Genomic DNA, 17,162 nt, shown 5'->3' on the forward strand with positions numbered 1-17,162 from the left:
CAAGTGATGAACGCGACCACGACCGGCACGCCCCCTGTTTTGCAGCTGCGCGACATCCGCAAGAATTTCGGCGGCCTCACCGCCATCGAAAATTTCTCGCTCGAGCTCTATCCCGGCGAGATAGTAGCGTTGGTCGGCGATAACGGTGCCGGCAAGTCGACGCTGGTCAAGATCGTGACAGGGGTCCATGCTCCGACATCCGGGACGATCATCATCGAGGGGCAGGCGGTGGCAATGTCGAGCGCCACCATGGCGCGCGCACACGGCATTGAGGTGGTCTATCAGGACCTGGCGCTCGCCGATCAGCAGACCGTCTACATGAACATGTTTCTTGGCCGCGAGCCGGTGAACCGCTTCGGCCTGCTCGACCGACGCCGGATGATCGACGACACCGAAAAGCTGGTGAAGGATCTCGACGTTCGCATCCCATCGGCTCACGCCACCATCCGCGATCTTTCGGGCGGCCAGCGCCAGGGCGTGGCGATCGCGCGCGCCACGCACTGGGCAAGCAAGCTGATCCTGCTCGACGAGCCAACCGCCGCGCTCGGCGTTGCCGAGACCGCCAAGGTCGAGACGATTGTTCTGTCGCTGAAGCAGCGCAATATCGGCGTGCTGATCATCAGCCACAGCCTCGACCAGGTGTTCAGGCTCTCAGATCGGATCTGTGTTCTGAGACGTGGCAAACAGATCGGCGTGCGCAAGACCAGCGAGACCGACAAGAACGAGATTGTCGCCATGATCACCGGGCTTCAGCACTAGCCCGGTCCGACAGAGGCGCCGTTCAGACATTGCGTTACCCGAGCAGCGAGTGGCATGACTTCAGATCCACGACGAGGCCCCGGCCAGAGAATGTCGCCAGCATCAATCCAGCGCGCGCAGATAGCGGATGGGGCGCCCACCAGCAATCCGGTCGGCGGCTGTCGCTATGGAATTGGCGTCTATTCCGAAGTGCCGGTAAAGGTCACCGATTGTCCCCGACTGGCCAAAGTGCTCGACGCCGAGACTGCGCGTGCGATGGCCGTAGACTGAGCCCAGCCAGCCCAGCGCGGCCGGGTGGCCGTCGGCGACGGTGACGATGGCACAATGGGCCGGAAGCTCGGCGAACAGCCTTTCGACATGGCTCCTGGCATGAACAAGGCCGCGCTCACGTGCACGGCTTGCCGCCGTCCAGCCTGCGTTCAGCCTGTCGGCCGAGGTCACGGCCAGAAGACCGACGTCGCGACGGTCCTCCGCCATCATGCCGACCGCCTCGATGGCTTCCGGCGCGACGGCGCCTGTATAGGCGACGATCACCTCGGGATTCGGACCCGGACGCCGCAGCCAATAGCCGCCGTCGACAATGTCCTGCTCAAGCTCAGGCTCCATGGCACGAATGATCTGCTCGACCGGGCGCGTCGAGAGCCGCAGATAGACCGAGCCGCCGGTCTGGTCGCGCAGCCAGGTGCGCTCCGATTGCACGGCTTCGCCGTCGCGCTGCATGTAATCCAGTGCAAAACGCGTGATGACGCTCAACTCATCGACGAATGCCGGCTCGTAAGCCGCAAGCCCGTCCTGCGCCATGCCGATCAACGGGGTGGCGATCGACTGGTGCGCGCCACCCTCCGGCGCCAGCGTGACGCCCGACGGGGTGGCTGCCAGGAGAAAGCGTGCATCCTGGTAGCAGGCATAGTTGAGCGCATCGAGACCGCGCTGGATGAACGGATCGTAGAGCGTGCCGATCGGCAACAGCCGTTTGCCGAAAATCGAATGCGACAGCCCGAGCGCCGACAGCAGAATGAACAAATTGTTCTCGGCAATGCCAAGCTCGATGTGCTGGCCGGAGGGGCCGAATTCCCATTTCTGTGCCGATGCTATGCGTTCGCTGCGGAAGGTGTCAGCAAGCGAGCGACGCCCGAACAGGCCGCGCCGGTTGACCCAGGGGCCGAGATTGGTCGAAACGGTGACATCGGGCGATGTTGTGACGATAGCGTCGGCAAGCGGCCCGCCGGCCCGTGCAATCTCGTCCAGGATCCTGCCGAATCCGACCTGGGTGGAGACGCTGCCCTTGCCTTCCGGGCCGAGGCGATCGGGGACGAGAATGCGTTGGGCGTGCCGGCGGCGCCGGCCTTTCGCGGCAAAAGGCACAGCATCAAGGAAACGTGTGAGATCAACCTTGCCGATATCCAGGCCTTCGAAGGCATCCCACTCCCGCCCCTCACCGATCGACAGCGAGGCGCGAAAGACTGCCATCTGATCCTTGGTCATCAGCCCGGCATGATTATCTTTGTGGCCGGCCAGCGGCAGGCAGAAACCCTTGATGGAATAAGCGATGAAGCACGTCGGCCGGTCGTTGCCGCGCGCCGTCTCGAAAGCTTCGATCAGGCACTGCAGGTCGTGGCCGCCGAGATTTGTCATCAGCGCGGCGAGTTCGACATCGGAGCGCCGGTCGACAAGCGATTTCAGGCCCGGCTTTTCGCCCATGTCGGCAAGCAGCCGCTTGCGCCAGGCGCCGCCGCCTTGAAAGGTCAGCGCCGAATAAAGCTGGTTCGGGCAGGCGTCGATCCAGGCCCTCAGCGCCTCGCCGCCCGGCTCGGCAAAAGCGGCTTCGAGCAGCTTGCCGTATTTCAGGATGACCACATCCCAGCCGAAATTCCTGAAGATGCTTTCGAAGCGTTCCCAAAGGCCTTCGCGCACAACGGCATCGAGGCTCTGGCGATTGTAGTCAACGATCCACCAGCAATTGCGAACGCCGTGTTTCCAGCCTTCGAGCAGCGCCTCGAAGATGTTGCCTTCGTCCATCTCGGCATCGCCGAGCAGCGCCACCATGCGGCCCTCGGGCATATTTTGGTCGCGAGCGCCGAGATAATCCTGCACAAGCGAGGCAAACAGCGTCTGCGCGACGCCGAGACCTACGGAACCGGTGGAGAAATCGACGTCGTCGACATCCTTGGTCCGCGACGGATAGCTTTGCGCGCCACCGAAGGCGCGAAATCCTTCGAGTTTCTCCCTGGTCTGATTGCCCAGAAGATACTGGATGGCGTGAAACACTGGCGAAGCATGCGGCTTCACCGCGATGCGGTCGTCCGGCCTCAGCACCGAAAAATAAAGCGCGGTCATGATCGTCACAAGCGAGGCCGAGGACGCCTGGTGTCCGCCAACCTTCAAGCCGTCCGTGTTTTCGCGCAGGTGATTGGCGTTATGGATCATCCATGTCGACAGCCAGAGCACCTTTTTCTCCAGCGCCGAAAGTGCCTCCAGTTTTTGTTTGTCCATGCTGCAAGACTCTCGGTTACGATCGTCGCAATCATAGGGCTGAGCAAGAACCGATTGTCGCTAAACTTGCATGAGAATGGCAGCTGCGTTAGCTGGTTTCAGCAATATCGACCAATGGAGTAACGTTCCATGCCAAAAACTCGACTAGACGGTATCGACCGAAAGATCATTGCTGCGCTGCAGGTCGATGGCAGGATGACGGCCCAGCAGCTTGCCGAGCGGGTCGGCCTTTCGGCCTCCCCCTGCGCCCGCCGGGTCCGGCTGATGGAGGATATGGGCGTGATCACCGGCTATGCCGCTCTGATCGACCAGGACATGGTCGATCTGCCGATCTCGGTGTTTGCCTCGATCAAGCTTGAGCGCCAGCGCGAGAACGAGCTGAAGCGGTTCAACGCGGCAATCGCGCGCTGGCCGGAGGTGGTCGATTGCTATCTGATGACTGGCCAGCGCGACTATCTGCTGCGTGTGGTGGTGCGCGACCTGCACGCCTATGAGCGCTTCCTGAAGGAAAAGCTGACGCGGCTCGATGGCGTCTCCTCGATCGAGTCCAGCTTCGCGCTTGCGCAGATCAAGCGGTCGAACCGGCTGCCGGTCGAGACATGATTTTTCCAAACGTTGGCAAGTCCATCGCTTAAATTCTCCGGTTTCGAACAGCCCGATTTCGCCCGGTGGTGACTGGAGCGGCCGTTTTTGCGATTAGCGTTTCGGCTGACAGGTAGATGCACCATCGCCGGCATCCACCAACTTGTCTGCCAGGCAGCATGTTCGTTCGAGGCGTAACGCCCAACGGCGGCCGCGGTCAGGCCAGCCGCTTGATTGGCGTTTCGGCCCAAAGCACGGGGTCGGTTATGCGGTAGAATTGTCGCGTCGCGGCCAAGGCAGACGGGCCGACGTCGACCATCACGCCGATGATGGTCATGTCGTCGCACTTGAATGAAGACCCAAGCTGCTTTGGGCACCAGCCGATCGATGCCAAGCGGTCGAACCAGTAGTCCTCACAGACGATCGTCAGATTGCCTATGCCTCTTTGAATGCAGAATTCCAGAATTCCGCAGTAGATCACGCCGGCGGCCTGGCAGGGTCGACCAGGCTCGCGAAAATCCCGGGCCACGAAAAATCTCGTCCACTCATAGATATCGGCTCGGCGTGGAACGCCACCTTCGGCAAGTTGCGGAAAGATTTCGCTCATCAGATGCGGACTGAGGCTCGGCACCAGGCGGGATCCGGCAACGACACCTCTTCCCGGCTGGATGCCGAGCAGATGAATCGCTTCTGGTGTATCAAAGGGGTCGATCTCGCGACTGTTGGGGCGCCTCAACTCGTGCCAGCCACGTTCATCGACATAGATTTCATGTCGCAGGCGGAAGTAACTGTCGAGATCCCCTCGATACGCAAAGGTGTTTGACGCATCGACAACGTGGACCTGAATCATTGCGGTTCCTCGAGATGGAACCCCATCCGACCACGCGACGATTGCCCATGAAATACCCAGATCTGAGGATGGATCAAAGTTCGATTTCGCGCCTGCGATAAGCCTCGACAATGGCGTGCACGACGTTGGCGGTGCTGAGCTTCTGCTTGATGTTGCGCAGATGGGTCGTCACGGTGTTTTCCGAAATGCCAAGTATTCGGGAAACCTCCCATGCGGTCTTCCCGCCGGCGACCCACTGCAGGATTTCACGCTCCCGTTGGGAAAGCTTTTGTCTCGGCCGCCCGAGCGAGCTGCCAACGAGTCGTTCGGCAGCCGAGTAGGCATGGCGCGCAAGCGCATGAACGGTGCAGCGCACCGTCGGCGCCAAATCAATTTCGCGTCCGGCAACCGTTACGCAGGCCGGATTGCCAAATGAAGCCTGGATTGGGATGCAGATCCCGTCCCAAAGCCCAAATTCTTTTGCCTCATCCATCACCCTCCTGGCATTGCCGTTCGTCAAGCCGTGATGGACGTCCCTCCAAAGGAACGGCCCGATCGCACCACGGCACAAAGCAACGCAAGGGTCATGACGATAGTGCCCGGCAGCCATGTAGTGGTCGTACCATTCCCCCGGCCAACCGTTGACGAGGATGTGTCCATCCAGCGATCCGGTGTCCTGGCGTGGCAATTCGGTGACGAGACAGGCTGCATAGCCATGACGTTCGATGCTCTTGCGCAGTTGCCGAATGATTTCGGCGACGCTGCTTGCACGATCAATCAGCGCGGTTGCTTCAAAGATTTGCGCTAACTGGTGCTGTAAGACGCTCCCATGAACTGCCGGCATTTCACGCCCCTTCAATGTACTGAGACAAAGAAAGAATAAATGAGTTGGCCGCGACCGCAACATGCGGCATGACGTTTGACTACTATAGTAGGTGGCACTAAAGGGCGCGTTCTGACTGCCTCGCAGCATGAGGCTTAGGTCGGTTTTTGCTCGCAATCTGAGGTTGCTTCGCCAAGGTACCGGCTTGTCGCAGGAACAGCTCGCGGACCTTGCCGGCCTTGATCGAAACTATGTCGGCAAGCTCGAGCGGGAGGAGAACTCACCGACCCTCGATACCTTGGAGGTACTGGCGTTGGCATTGCAGGTTGACGTGGAGCAGCTCGTCCGTCGCAACTCGCCGTAATCCACCGGCTAAGAGGCCGCGGGAGGATCAGGATTTTCTGCTGCGTCGCCCACGTTGCACCACAGCTGGGGCGTCTTTGCCTGGCCGTTTGGTCAATTCCGCGATGTCGACGCTTAATGCAGTGGCAAGCTTTGCAAGCGACAGAAGTGTGGGGTTGCGCCGGCCGGCCTCCAGACCACTCAGGTAGGCGCGCGTGAACCCTGAACGGAACGACAGTTCCTCCTGAGAGAGGGCTTGTGCGCGCCGAATCCTCTGTACGTTCAAGCCGACAACCACCCGTAGGTCCATGAGGGCATGGTCGTCGCTGCGTACACTTTAGGACGACACACTATAGTGAACATTCGTCATTGACAGACGCCGCCATTGCTGCTTTTCTCATCATATTGCGGAACGCCATTCCGAAATAAGGAACGCCAGTGACAGGAAATCTTTCGTTGGAACGTGGCCTTGCGGTTCTTAATGTCCTCAAGGAAGCGGACGAAGCGGTCGGGGTGCGCGAACTCGCCCGCCGGCTTGAGCAGAGTGCTCCCGCCGTGCAGCGAATTCTGAACACCCTGGCAGAGCAGGGCTATGTCGAGCAGTCGCCAGACTCGCGGCGCTACCGGCTCGGTCACTCTGTTCTCGCGCTGGCGCGGAAGGTCCTGGACAGAGATCGCCTGGTTGGTTTGGCAGAAATCGAACTGCAGGCGTTGGCCGCCGAAGGTTGCCTCAATGCATTCCTGGGCATCAGGCGGGGCAATCGCGGTATTTATCTCCTGACCGTGCAAAGCAAGAGTCCGGTCGTCATTCGCTCGTCACCCGGCGAAATGTTCCCCTTGCACTCCACCGCGCTGGGTAAGGCACTCCTGATGGAGCTGAGCGGCGATGCAGTTGTTGGAATTCTCGGACGGGGTCCGCTGGAGCAGGTTGCCGTACGCACCGTCACGGATCCGCACAAGCTCATCGCTCAGATCAGAGCCTCCGAGTCTATCGGCTACACAACCTCCCTGGACGAGAACTTTACCGGGTTGATCGCTGTCGGCGCACCGCTTCGCGATGCATCAGGCATGATCATTGCGGCGATAAGTGTGGCCTACCCCCGGTCTGTGGGGCCGCATGTGGAGATCGGCGAGACTGGAGAGGCAGTAATGGCGGCTGCGGCGCGCATCTCTGCCGGCCTCGGCTTTCCGGAAGCAAAACAGGCTCGGGATTCCCACCATGCTGCTTAACGAGGCCCGCCTGCAACAATGCATGTCGGCAGCCGGGCTTGATGCCGTTATAGCCACGACACCGGAAAACGTGACCTATATGAGCGGCTTCTGGGCTCTGCCGCAATGGATTCGTCGTGGTCCGCAGACTTATGTAATGTGGCCGGCTCCGGACAAGGGCACGCCTGAAATCATCACCAGCACCAGCACGCTCGACCTCATTGCCGATCAGGAAGTCTGGGTTAGCAAGGTGCGGCGCTACGGCGACTTTTACGCCGATGTCGGTTCCTCGACCACCGTGGACCGCGCCAATGAACGACACCTCCAGCTTCGCGACCTGCCGAGGCATGGCGATGCAATTGCGGCTTTGATCGCGGCATTGGAAGAAGCCCGGCTCGGCCGCGCGCGGATCGGCATAGACGAGGCGGGGCTCGCGCCAGGATACCAGGAAACCCTCAGAGCCCATTTTTCCAATGCGTCGTTCCTACCAGCGACGGCGCTGCTTCGCGAGGTTCGTGCCGTAAAGACGGCAGATGAAATCGAACGGCTCGGCCAGGTTGCCCAGATTGCCGAACGCTCCATTCAAGCCGCCCTCGCCCTTGCTCAGGAAGGCGCCACCGAAGCCGATCTGGCGCGCGCTTTTCACGTCAGGACGGTCGAGGAAGGCGCCCTGCCCGTACTGGGATGCATCGGCTTTGGCGAGCGCAGCGCGCTCATCAACGTCCAGCCGTCCGACCGCAAGTTGGGCGCTGGAGAAATCATCCGCTTCGACGTCGGTGGCCGGTTTCGGCACTACCGCGCCGACATTGCCCGCATCGCCACGCTGGGCGAGCCGCCGCCGCAGGCGCATCGGCTACAGCAGGCGCTGCTGCGCGGCGTTCAGCATGCCTGCGATATTATCCGGCCCGGCATGCCGGCAGCACAGCTCTTCGAGACGGTGGTGCGTGTGGTTCAGAGCGAAGGAATTGCCCACTACGAGCGCGATCACGTCGGCCATGGCATCGGCCTTGATGGTTACGATGCGCCGACGCTCTCGGCGCGCAGTACAGACGTCCTTGAAGAAGGAATGGTGCTGTGCGTGGAGACCCCCTACTACGAAATCGGCCGCTGGGGACTCCAGGTGGAGGACATGGTGGTTGTTCGCCGGCGCGGAGTGGAGCGGCTGACGCAGACGCACGATGCAATCACCCGGGTTCCGTTATGAGCCGCGGGGCAGGTTTTTCCTGTATTCGATGCGGCGCCTTGTTCCCGATCGATACCAAAATCGACTCACGCGGCTGCCCGATATGCTGCGCCGAAGCGCCAGCCAATCTTAAGGTCGTCTACGATCCATCCGGAGCTAGGTCGGCCGCTTCCGCAGCGGTTGCCGCGCTGCCCTCGCTATGGCGCTATGCCGACACGCTTCCTTGTGGGCTCGGCGATGCAATCTCCCTTGGCGAGGGCCTGACGCCGCTGCTGAGCGCCGAGAGGCTGGGAAAGCAGCTCGGCGTCCCCAAGCTTCTTATCAAGGACGAGGGCGCAAACCCTACGTGGTCCCACAAGGACCGCTTCTCGACCGTGGCGGTGTCCATGGCACGTTTGAGTGGCGCACGTGTGGTGGCGACTGCTTCGTCGGGCAACGCCGGGGCCTCACTTGCCGCCTATGCTGCACGGGCGGGCCTGAAATGCGTCGTTGTCACATTCTCAGGCACCGCCGGCGCAATGCTGGCGCAGATCCGCAAATACGGCGCAAGCGTCATATCCCTGGCCGACAAGTCCCATCGCTGGCCATTGCTTGCCGCTGGTACCGAGCGCCTCGGATGGTTTGCGACGTCCCCGTTTCACAACCCCGTGGTGGGCAGTCATCCTGTCGGGATCGAGGGCTACAAGACCTTGGCTTATGAGATCGTCGAACAGATGCACGGAGCCGTGCCGGACTGGTGCGCCGTGCCTGTTTGCTATGGCGACGCGCTTGCCGGGCTCTGGGCGGGATTCAAGCATCTTCTCAGCCAAGGCAGGATCGATCGGTTGCCGAGACTCGTGGCGGCGGAAGTGCACGGATCCTTGGCAAAGGCGCTTGCCGGCAAGGCCGATCTGGTCGCCGAGGTTCCCGCGGGTTTCGACACGCTTGCCATCTCGATCGGCACCACACGCAGCACGTTTCAGGCGCTCAACGCGCTGCGTGAATCCGGCGGCATGGCGATGCCGGTCGGCAATTTCGGCCTGATAGCCATGCAGCAGCAGCTTGCGGCCACGGAGGGAGTGTTTGCCGAGCTTGCCTCGGTGACGCCATTTGCAGCTATTGAATCCTTGAGATGCGAGGGCACGATCGCGCGGTCGGACAGCGTCGTTGCCATCGTGACGGCGAGCGGCCTCAAGGATTTGGATCGTTCGACCGGCGCGGGCCAAGCACAACAATCGTTTCGGTCAGTTGCCGAAGCGTGGGAACACCTTGCCCAGGACAGCGACTATTTCACGCCCTCTGATGAACAACGCGCGGCCAAGATGTCCTGAAGAGAAGATAGAGACGATCATGAACAGATACGACTTCTGATCGACTGATGATCTCGTCCACCACTGGACGGAATTGCGACTTCCAAAAGCTATCCACGAGAGGCCAATTCAACTCGCTTAGCGAGCGGAATCTCGATTCAAACATGATGAAAGGGGAATTTTCATGCTTCGCAAAACACTCATCGGCTGGCTCGCAGCCCTCGGCGTCGCGACGGCAACTCAGGCGATGGCTGAGGAAACCCTCAGGGTCGGCGTCACGCCAACCGGGGTGCCGTTCACGTTTATCGACACGGCAACCCGAAAGCCGACTGGCGCGATGGTCGATCTGGCAAGTGCGATTGCCGCGAACCTTGGTACGACCGCCGACTTCCAGGTAAACGCTTTTCCAGCCCTGATCCCGGCATTGACGACCGACAAGATCAATCTGATTTCCGCCAGCATGTTCATAACAGACAAGCGCAAGCAGGTGATCGATTTCAGCACGCCGGTTTACGCCTATGGCGAGGCGATGTTTGTTGCTGCCAGCGACAGCAAGAACTACACGATCGAAGAGCTGAGAGGTGAGACCGTGGGGGCGCAGATCGGCTCGACCTACGCCGACGCCCTGGAAGCGCTTGGCGTCTTCGGTCAAGTCAAGCTCTACGACTCAATCGCTGACATGATGCGCGATGTGGTCCTGGGCCGCATCAAGGCCGGCTTTGGTGACGCCCCGATCGTCGCATATCAGCTTTCAAAGAACCCCGAACTGGGAGTTCGCCTCGTCGACGGCTATCGGCCGATGAAGCAAGGCGAAGTCGCGTTAGCGGTCGCCAAGGAAAATCCGCTGCTTCTCGAAAAGGTGAATGCCTCAATCACCAAGCTGAAGGAAAGCGGCGAATTAAGCCGAATATTCGCCAAATATGGCCTCTGAAGCCATCCCGCATTGAGCTCGAAACAAGCGTCGGCTGGCAGGACCATAGGATCGCATCGCAATGACCGGCTGTGAGAGCCGGGGAACGTGCCAAGAGGAAGCCGGCCATGACCAATTTCATCGCCCACGCAACGGAATATCTACCGCTTCTTCTTCAAGGCGTTTGGCTGACCGTCGTGATAACCTTTCTTGCGCTGTGTCTTGCGACGGCGCTCGGCCTTGTCTTGGCGCTGTTCAGGACATCGGGGATACGCTGTGTCAGCGTGCCGACGCGGCTCCTTGTCGACTTCGTGCGCGGCATACCACTGCTGGTGGTTCTCTTTTATATCTACTTTGTCGCGCCCGAGATCGGCATCAACCTGACTGCGCTCCAGGCCGGCACGATCGGGCTGGGCCTGGCTCACTCCTGCTATCTCGGGGAAACCTTCCGCGCGGGCATCGAGGCGGTCGACAAGGGTCAGGTCGAAGCGGCAAAATCGATCGGGATGGAGCGTCCGTTGATGATGCGCCGCGTCGTGCTGCCGCAGGCAATCAAGATTATCCTGCCGCCTTACGCCAACAACATGATCATGCTGCTGAAGGATTCCTCGCTTGTATCGGTGATTTCGGTTCAGGAGTTGACCATGCAGGGTAAGATGCTTGCGTCGTCCACATTCGACAACATGACAGTTTTTACCTTGGTGGCACTGCTTTACCTGTGCCTGACGGTTCCGCTGAACCTGTTTATGCACAGAGTCGAGAGCTATCTTGGGGCGGCGGGATGATCACTTTCGACGACGTGCACAAGTCCTTCGGCGCCCATGAAGTCCTCAAGGGAATCAACGCCGAGATCGCCAAGGGACAGGTCGTATGTCTGATCGGGCCCTCGGGTTCCGGCAAATCGACGCTTCTACGATGTGTGAACGGGCTTGAAACCTATCAGCGCGGTCGCATCAGCATCGACGGGACGGTGGTGGATGCCGCCTCGCCCCAGGTTCACGCCATCTGCAGCCGCGTTTCCATGGTTTTCCAACGCTTCAACCTGTTTCCGCACCGCACCGCCCTGGAAAACGTCATGGAAGGGCCGCTCTACGTGCTGAAGGAAAATAGGAACCAGGTCCGCGAGCGGGCCATGGCATTGCTCAATCGCGTCGGCTTAGCCGACAAGACGAATGCCTATCCCGCCTCATTGTCGGGCGGCCAACAGCAGCGCGTGGCCATCGCCCGCGCCCTGGCGATGCGCCCACAGGCCATTCTTTTCGACGAACCCACCTCCGCACTTGACCCGGAAACGGTCGGCGAGGTCCTGCAGGTCATGCGCGCGCTCGCAGACGAGAACATGACCATGCTCGTGGTTACGCACGAAATTCAGTTCGCGCGAGAGGTTTCCGATAGCGTCCTCTTTCTCGACGGCGGCCGGATCGTTGAGCAAGGCCCGGCTAAGGAGCTCCTTCGATATCCCAAACACGAACGCACTAGGGATTTTCTTCACCGGGTCATGCACCCTGTCTGACCCTGGTCGATGTGGTTTGTCGCCTTGCCTGAATTCGGAACTGTCACTGCGTAGGGAACCAGCCATCCATCTCTGCGAGGACGGCGTTTAAAGTTCTGCGGTTCCAAGGGAATCTCGTCCACGCCGTCTCTTCGGCCGGACGAATTTGCGTGAGAACAGTTGGTTCAAGAGGAATTGAGATTGGCCAATCCTTCAAACCGGCGAGCCAGTCGGAGTTGTAGACTGTATCGGAATGACGATGCCCTTCATCTGGCATTATCACGACGGTGGAGGCTTCCGGATTTTGCCTGGCGAACCAGGCGCCGACCAAGGCTGCGGCGCCGCTGGTCGGCCCCATGAACAGCCCGTGATCACGAAACAGTCCATGCGCCATTGCGTAAGCCGGCAATGCGCCCACCCAATGAATATCGTCGATCATCTCATGACGAACATTTTCCGGCAAAACACTGTTGCCGAGCCCGCGCAGCATGCGACGTCCGACAGGCTGGCCAAAGAGCATGCTTCTGTGGGTATCGACAGCAATCATCCTGAGATCAGGAAAGAGCTCACGAAGGAAGCCTCCGGTTCCACAAAGCGATCCCCCAGTGCCCACGCAGCCGACGAGGCAATCGATACGGCCGAATGATCGGACAACGAGGTCGGCCAGGCGCGCGTAGGCAAGGCGGTTTTCCGGACTGTCGTATTGTCGAGGCCAATACGTGCCCGGGCTATCTTGCAGGGTCTGCTGAAGATACTGGAGCCGACCGCGCTGATTGCCGTCTCCTTGAGGATCGTCGATGGCCATGACTTTGGCACCAAGTTGTTCCAGTCGCCGCCTGAGTTTCAGGTCGATGAGGCTGGAGGCGGTGACAAGTGTAAGCGCGTAGCCACGAACCGCAGCTAGCATTGCGATGGCTAGGCCGAATGTGCCCGACGTCGTTTCGATGATGTGACCTTCCTGCCTGAGGCGTCCTGATGCTTCCGCCTGATCGACCATGAACCGGGCGGGGATCAGCTTCATGAGGGAAAAGCAGGCGGCGTTGAGGTTAGGTGCGAGTTGGGCAAAACGCGGCGTTTCATAGGCGCGTAAATAGTCTTGCGCCGCGCTCACTGGATTGGCCCCGTTTCGGCATTAAGGGCAAACGTATGGACGCCTTGGAGGCCTGCGCCGCTCACCTGCCTTGCCAGCTCAGCAGCGCGCATGGCCGCCCTGGGCGCAGCCGCGTCCAGAAGGATGCCGATCAATGTTCCGCTATGCGCCACCTGCACACCGCACGCGTCATGCGCCCGTGCTATATCCAAAACGGTATTGAAGGATGCCTTCGGCAGATGCCTCTGACTGATACTGGCGCTGATGGTTGCGACACGTCCAAGCAGGCGGGGATCTTGTTGCCGGATGGAGCGGTTCGCCAGTCCCCGCAGAACACGGAACAGCCCGATTTCCTCACCATCGTAGCGTGCCCGCGGCATGGTTAGCGTATCGATCGGCCGGGCACTGCCGTCCCTGAAACCTACCAAGAGAAGGGGCGGAAATTCGCCACCGAAGTGTTCGATCGTACGGCCTTCCCGGTGGGCGAAGAGAAGGGGTTGGTCGCCGTAGGCAATGGCATCGCTTGCGCCTTCCGCGGCCACCGCCAGTCGCGCAATCGTGGACTGGCGCAGCGTGAGGCCCGCTGCAGCTGCCACCGCACGAATCGCAGCAATGACGTCTGCGGTCGAGGAACCGTAGCCATGCCCTATCATAATAGGGCTTTCGATCGTAAGTTCTCCACCTCCTTCAGCTATTCCGATATGCGCGAGCGTGAGGGCCGCCGCGCGAGCCGCTTTGGTCCGGTTTGCAGGCCGCGGTCGAATCCCAGTTTGTTCATGCGGCCAGAAAGTCGCTAGCGACTCTTGCGACGTGAGCGGCAGGGTTACGAGTCCGCGACAAAGCCTTCCGTTTTCCCCTTCAAAGACGCCTTGGAGGAATTCCCCATGATGGGCGTGCGCTCGTCCGACTCCTACCGCCAGAGGCAGCCTGATAGCCTCGTTGTTGTCCGAGCTTGTCCGATGGCCAGATCTCGTCATCCCCGTCTTTGTCACCACGTCATCTCCTCACCTGGAATTGACAGATGATGCTTATGACTGATCCATGCTGTCACTCGCCAAATCTTGGTAGTGGCAAGGCAAGCGCATCATGCAAAGATACGGGCAAGATCGACCCCACCAATTGGGGCGCCCAATAATGGACTAGACACAGCAGCACTCACCGAGCGCGGTTGGCCATGCGGACAACCGTCCAAAACGAGCGCGCCATGCACGTGTCTTCATTATTGTTCTTGTAAGGAGGGTTGGACTGCTCACCCTGTGTCAATAGTGAGATTTGGCGATAGCCCGCAGCGGCCAAAAGCGCTCAAACGCGTTTTGTCGCCAACTTGACTTTGAGCAGAGATGCGGAGCTCCATCCAACTTGCGACCCTCAATTATGCACTTGTGGTCGCGGAGGAGGGCAGCTTCCTTCGCGCCTCGCGACGCACAGGGATCGATCACTCCGCGCTCAGCAGGCGCATCCGCGATCTGGAATACGCGGTGGGTACGAGGATATTTCATCGCCATGCCCGCGGCGTCGGCCCAACCCCGGCCGGCGAGCGCTTCCTGGAGCGTCTGCGCTCCGTGCTGCTCGAGCTCGACAACACGCTCACTCTGGCCAGGTCCGGCACCAGAGATGACCAACAAAAGCTTTCCATCGGTTCCAACGGGATCATCCGCGCCGGGCGGGCCTTGGATGCAATCATCGAGTTCGGGCAATCTCATCCCAATGTGACCGTCAGCTTGACAGAGAGTCCTTACCCTTCGCCTGAGGCTGCTCTGGGTGCCACCCAGGTCGACGTGGTCGTGACCTCCTCCTCCCGGTTTACCGGCGGCGCGTTCGAATTGACGCTGTGGAAAGACACTCTGGCTGTCGTTCTTGCTTCAAATCATTCTCTCGCCAGCCGTTCCGTGATCGAGTGGCACGAGTTGCACCAGGAAACGCTGCTGGTACGCAGGGGCGAAGCATTTCTGCTCGCCGACGCTGTTGGACGCAGCGTGCAGCGTCCTCCAATCCTCGAACATCACGTCAGTGCAGGCATCTTTTGCGCCTCGTCGGAAACGGGCTCTGTAGTCGCTCTGATCCACGACCGAGATACCGACAGGGTTCTTAAAGATGCGATCTGTCGTAAGCTGCGGATCGGGGGCGAACCAATTCAGATCTCCAGTTTAGCCCGTTGGCGATCCGACAACGCCAATCCTGCCTTACCGATCCTCGTCGCGTTCCTGCGCGATCGGTATTCGTCCTGACAGTTATCCGACCGTCCTGGCCGGACAATCAACCCGGTTTCAGAGTCCGTCGTGCCTTGGCGAATGCTCTGTTTATTGTGATGAACCGGGTCAGCATCGGCGGGATCGGTTCCGGGCCAATCTCACAACTAAGGCGTCGGCGCTTTTAACGCCCTTGCCTCTGCGCGTCTTGCACGGCTGGGCTGCCGCTTTCCTTGCAAAACTGGAACTATACTCCATAATTGCAAGGATAATCGGACTCCGCATCAGCATAGAACTCACCGAGACGCTGGACAGCATGCCCGCTGTTGCGCTGCTCGGGCCGCTTCAGGTCGGCAGACAACCCTGGCGCCGGAAATAGCCGAACGGCGTCCTTCGATCTACCTTGACCTCGAGTCGGACGCCGACCGCGCACGGCTTGCCGAGCCGGAGCTTTATTTGGCCGAGCATCAGGACAAGCTGGTTATCCTCGACGAGGTCCACCGGCTACCGAACCTGTTCCAGAAACTGCGCGGGCTGATCGACCGAGGTCGGCGTGGCGGTCGCAAAGCCGGCCGCTTCCTGCCAAACTCTAACGCTTGGCACCCAACTAAACTGCCGCTCAGAGGTGGACAGCGGCTGTTTGTTTTGTCCACCCGAACGGGCAAGGAGCGCCAGGAGCTGCCATTCCCGGCGCTTCTCCAAACCTGACCTTCGCGCTACGGCTTGAGTCGACCCCGAGCGGAAGTTCGTTCGTCGAGGGCGAATTCACGCCGATGACCCGAACCGATCCTTCCCGGGGCGATTTGGCGGCCCGAAAGCTGACCTTTAGCGGAACCGGGGGTCGTGACCCTGAAGCGACATTCGCGCTGAGGTGGACAGCGAGTCTCGTTGACTGGCTGCCGCATCGGCGCATAATCGTCGACCAGCACGATGCCCCATTTGGGGAACAGTCGTATGAGGGGAGGCAGGCCATGGAAGTCGCCGGTGGCGCTGGTGCCGACGTTCACGTCCCGTATATTCTCGTCCATTCCGATCGCGAGATCAGGCGTCTCAGCCATCAGGCGGACATCATTAACCCGATCACGCGAAGAATCTTGCTCTCTGCGGGCATGAGCCCCGGGATGCGCGTGCTCGACGTGGGCTGTGGCGCGGGTGATGTTACATTCCTGGTTTCCGAGATGGTTGGCAGCGAAGGTCAGGTCATCGGCGCAGATCGGGCTCCAGCGGCCTTGGCGGCGGCGGAGCGGCGTGCGGCGGCGCATCCGATCCAGAACGTCAGCTTCCGTGAAGGCGATCCCGCGGCACTCTCGTTCGACCGACCGTTCGACGCCGTGATCGGCCGCTACATTTTGATGTTTCAAGCCGATCCTGTGGCCATGCTGCGTGGCGTCGCTCGTCATCTCCGGCCTGGAGGGACCATCGTCTTCCATGAGCCGGATTGGGACGGCTGTCGATCCAGCCCGCCGGCGCCGACCTACGACCAATGCTGTCGATGGATCGTCGAGACGTTCCGGCGCAGCGGTATCGAGACCAATATGGGTATCAAGCTCGATGCGGCATTCCGCGCGGCTGGATTGACCGCGCCCTCAATGCGTATGGAGGCGGTTGTTGGGGGAACCAATGGCGGCTTCGACTGGTCACACCAGACCGCCGAACTCATTGTCACGATGCTGCCGGAAATCCAGAGCCGGGGCGTTGCGACGGCCGCTGAGGTCGATATTGAAACTTTGGGACAGCGGATGCAGCGCGAAATTGAGGCGGGTAGCGTCATCGTGAGCCGTTCGGAAGTAGGCGCCTGGTCGCACCCCTAGAGCTAGTCATGACACTGGGCGGCTGCCTCTCACGAAAGACTAAGGCGCATGTCCGCTGTTGTGATGGGTTTCGGATGCCGGCCGTCTACTGAGATGGCGTGGCTCGAGGCCGGCGTCCGGAAGCCTCCAGGGAAGGAACCCGCGGGGTGGAGATTTCGGTT

General features: G+C 60.4%; 18 protein-coding genes. 12 read left to right on the plus strand and 6 right to left on the minus strand.

Going from position 1 to position 17,162, the window contains the following annotated elements:
• Window positions 1–6 precede the first annotated feature (6 nt).
• The gene (locus NKI25_RS30360; RefSeq protein WP_352458022.1) at window positions 7–759 is read left to right on the plus strand and encodes an ATP-binding cassette domain-containing protein; all 753 of its coding nucleotides are present in this window, start codon (window positions 7–9) and stop codon (window positions 757–759) included.
• 102 nt (window positions 760–861) lie between these two features.
• Here the strand turns inward: NKI25_RS30360 and NKI25_RS30365 are convergent, their stop codons facing one another.
• On the minus strand, window positions 862–3,252 hold the full coding sequence (locus tag NKI25_RS30365) for a thiamine pyrophosphate-binding protein (RefSeq protein ID WP_352708137.1): 2,391 nt from the start codon (window positions 3,250–3,252) through the stop codon (window positions 862–864).
• Window positions 3,253–3,381: 129 nt separating this feature from the next.
• Here NKI25_RS30365 and NKI25_RS30370 point away from each other — a divergent pair, with 129 nt between their 5' ends.
• Entirely contained in the window at window positions 3,382–3,855 is a 474-nt protein-coding gene (locus tag NKI25_RS30370; RefSeq protein WP_352595435.1) for an Lrp/AsnC family transcriptional regulator, read from the plus strand.
• Window positions 3,856–4,051: 196 nt separating this feature from the next.
• Here NKI25_RS30370 and NKI25_RS30375 read toward each other — a convergent pair whose 3' ends face one another.
• Together NKI25_RS30375 and NKI25_RS30380 are read right to left on the minus strand one after the other, a co-directional pair.
• On the minus strand, window positions 4,052–4,795 hold the full coding sequence (locus NKI25_RS30375; RefSeq protein WP_353000199.1) for an acyl-homoserine-lactone synthase: 744 nt from the start codon (window positions 4,793–4,795) through the stop codon (window positions 4,052–4,054).
• A complete protein-coding gene (locus NKI25_RS30380; RefSeq protein WP_352595439.1) occupies window positions 4,758–5,507 on the minus strand; it encodes an autoinducer binding domain-containing protein in 750 nt (249 codons plus the stop codon). The genes NKI25_RS30375 and NKI25_RS30380 overlap by 38 nt, the downstream gene beginning before the upstream one ends.
• Before the next feature lie 127 nt (window positions 5,508–5,634).
• On the opposite strand from NKI25_RS30380, the gene NKI25_RS30385 reads away from it, so the two are divergent.
• Complete coding sequence (locus NKI25_RS30385) at window positions 5,635–5,850, plus strand: helix-turn-helix domain-containing protein (protein WP_352595442.1); 216 nt, start codon at window positions 5,635–5,637, stop codon at window positions 5,848–5,850.
• A 27-nt stretch (window positions 5,851–5,877) separates the two neighbouring features.
• Here NKI25_RS30385 and NKI25_RS30390 read toward each other — a convergent pair whose 3' ends face one another.
• Window positions 5,878–6,138 (minus strand): helix-turn-helix domain-containing protein, encoded by a 261-nt coding sequence (locus NKI25_RS30390; RefSeq protein WP_352595445.1) that lies wholly within the window; start codon window positions 6,136–6,138, stop codon window positions 5,878–5,880.
• 146 nt (window positions 6,139–6,284) lie between these two features.
• On the opposite strand from NKI25_RS30390, the gene NKI25_RS30395 reads away from it, so the two are divergent.
• The 6 genes from NKI25_RS30395 (at window position 6,285) to NKI25_RS30420 (ending at window position 11,932) form a co-directional block, all read left to right on the plus strand.
• Complete coding sequence (locus NKI25_RS30395) at window positions 6,285–7,058, plus strand: IclR family transcriptional regulator (RefSeq protein WP_352595448.1); 774 nt, start codon at window positions 6,285–6,287, stop codon at window positions 7,056–7,058.
• Window positions 7,048–8,241 carry a M24 family metallopeptidase gene (locus NKI25_RS30400; protein WP_352708134.1) on the plus strand — a complete coding sequence of 398 codons (1,194 nt, stop codon included), beginning with the start codon at window positions 7,048–7,050 and terminating at the stop codon, window positions 8,239–8,241. The genes NKI25_RS30395 and NKI25_RS30400 overlap by 11 nt, the downstream gene beginning before the upstream one ends.
• Window positions 8,238–9,530, plus strand: coding sequence for a threonine synthase (locus NKI25_RS30405; protein ID WP_353000202.1), 1,293 nt, complete (start codon window positions 8,238–8,240; stop codon window positions 9,528–9,530). Before NKI25_RS30400 ends, NKI25_RS30405 begins: the two co-directional genes overlap by 4 nt.
• A gap of 163 nt (window positions 9,531–9,693) precedes the next feature.
• Window positions 9,694–10,440 (plus strand): ABC transporter substrate-binding protein, encoded by a 747-nt coding sequence (locus NKI25_RS30410; protein ID WP_352595456.1) that lies wholly within the window; start codon window positions 9,694–9,696, stop codon window positions 10,438–10,440.
• Between the two features lie 107 nt (window positions 10,441–10,547).
• Entirely contained in the window at window positions 10,548–11,204 is a 657-nt protein-coding gene (locus NKI25_RS30415) for an amino acid ABC transporter permease (protein WP_352595458.1), read from the plus strand.
• Window positions 11,201–11,932, plus strand: a complete 732-nt coding sequence (locus tag NKI25_RS30420) for an amino acid ABC transporter ATP-binding protein (protein ID WP_352595461.1) — start codon at window positions 11,201–11,203, stop codon at window positions 11,930–11,932. Before NKI25_RS30415 ends, NKI25_RS30420 begins: the two co-directional genes overlap by 4 nt.
• A 43-nt stretch (window positions 11,933–11,975) precedes the next feature.
• On the opposite strand, the gene NKI25_RS30425 is transcribed toward NKI25_RS30420, so the two are convergent.
• Together NKI25_RS30425 and NKI25_RS30430 are read right to left on the minus strand one after the other, a co-directional pair.
• The gene (locus NKI25_RS30425; RefSeq protein ID WP_352595463.1) at window positions 11,976–13,022 is read right to left on the minus strand and encodes a cysteine synthase family protein; all 1,047 of its coding nucleotides are present in this window, start codon (window positions 13,020–13,022) and stop codon (window positions 11,976–11,978) included.
• Window positions 13,019–13,978: a GHMP family kinase ATP-binding protein gene (locus NKI25_RS30430; protein WP_352708153.1), complete on the minus strand. Its 960-nt coding sequence runs from the start codon at window positions 13,976–13,978 to the stop codon at window positions 13,019–13,021. The genes NKI25_RS30425 and NKI25_RS30430 overlap by 4 nt, the downstream gene beginning before the upstream one ends.
• A gap of 363 nt (window positions 13,979–14,341) precedes the next feature.
• Here NKI25_RS30430 and NKI25_RS30435 point away from each other — a divergent pair, with 363 nt between their 5' ends.
• From NKI25_RS30435 to NKI25_RS30445, 3 genes are all read left to right on the plus strand, one after another.
• Window positions 14,342–15,229, plus strand: a complete 888-nt coding sequence (locus NKI25_RS30435) for a LysR family transcriptional regulator (RefSeq protein WP_353000204.1) — start codon at window positions 14,342–14,344, stop codon at window positions 15,227–15,229.
• A 357-nt stretch (window positions 15,230–15,586) separates the two neighbouring features.
• Entirely contained in the window at window positions 15,587–15,898 is a 312-nt protein-coding gene (locus NKI25_RS30440; protein WP_352843962.1) for an AAA family ATPase, read from the plus strand.
• A gap of 263 nt (window positions 15,899–16,161) precedes the next feature.
• Entirely contained in the window at window positions 16,162–17,001 is an 840-nt protein-coding gene (locus tag NKI25_RS30445) for a class I SAM-dependent methyltransferase (RefSeq protein ID WP_352843961.1), read from the plus strand.
• Window positions 17,002–17,162 lie beyond the last annotated feature (161 nt).

The sequence above is a fragment of the Mesorhizobium sp. M0808 genome (assembly GCF_040320025.1).
Taxonomy (GTDB): Bacteria; Pseudomonadota; Alphaproteobacteria; order Rhizobiales; family Rhizobiaceae; genus Mesorhizobium.

Excerpts from the sequence above, each read along its gene's own strand:
- NKI25_RS30435 (WP_353000204.1), top strand. The coding sequence starts at position 14,342 with ATGCGGAGCTCCATCCAACTTGCGACCCTCAATTATGCACTTGTGGTC.
- NKI25_RS30385 (WP_352595442.1), top strand. The coding sequence starts at position 5,635 with ATGAGGCTTAGGTCGGTTTTTGCTCGCAATCTGAGGTTGCTTCGCCAA.
- NKI25_RS30365 (WP_352708137.1), bottom strand. The coding sequence starts at position 3,252 with ATGGACAAACAAAAACTGGAGGCACTTTCGGCGCTGGAGAAAAAGGTG.
- NKI25_RS30430 (WP_352708153.1), bottom strand. The coding sequence starts at position 13,978 with ATGACGAGATCTGGCCATCGGACAAGCTCGGACAACAACGAGGCTATC.
- NKI25_RS30360 (WP_352458022.1), top strand. The coding sequence starts at position 7 with ATGAACGCGACCACGACCGGCACGCCCCCTGTTTTGCAGCTGCGCGAC.
- NKI25_RS30410 (WP_352595456.1), top strand. The coding sequence starts at position 9,694 with ATGCTTCGCAAAACACTCATCGGCTGGCTCGCAGCCCTCGGCGTCGCG.
- NKI25_RS30445 (WP_352843961.1), top strand. The coding sequence starts at position 16,162 with ATGGAAGTCGCCGGTGGCGCTGGTGCCGACGTTCACGTCCCGTATATT.
- NKI25_RS30415 (WP_352595458.1), top strand. The coding sequence starts at position 10,548 with ATGACCAATTTCATCGCCCACGCAACGGAATATCTACCGCTTCTTCTT.
- NKI25_RS30405 (WP_353000202.1), top strand. The coding sequence starts at position 8,238 with ATGAGCCGCGGGGCAGGTTTTTCCTGTATTCGATGCGGCGCCTTGTTC.
- NKI25_RS30420 (WP_352595461.1), top strand. The coding sequence starts at position 11,201 with ATGATCACTTTCGACGACGTGCACAAGTCCTTCGGCGCCCATGAAGTC.
- NKI25_RS30370 (WP_352595435.1), top strand. The coding sequence starts at position 3,382 with ATGCCAAAAACTCGACTAGACGGTATCGACCGAAAGATCATTGCTGCG.
- NKI25_RS30380 (WP_352595439.1), bottom strand. The coding sequence starts at position 5,507 with ATGCCGGCAGTTCATGGGAGCGTCTTACAGCACCAGTTAGCGCAAATC.
- NKI25_RS30400 (WP_352708134.1), top strand. The coding sequence starts at position 7,048 with ATGCTGCTTAACGAGGCCCGCCTGCAACAATGCATGTCGGCAGCCGGG.
- NKI25_RS30390 (WP_352595445.1), bottom strand. The coding sequence starts at position 6,138 with ATGGACCTACGGGTGGTTGTCGGCTTGAACGTACAGAGGATTCGGCGC.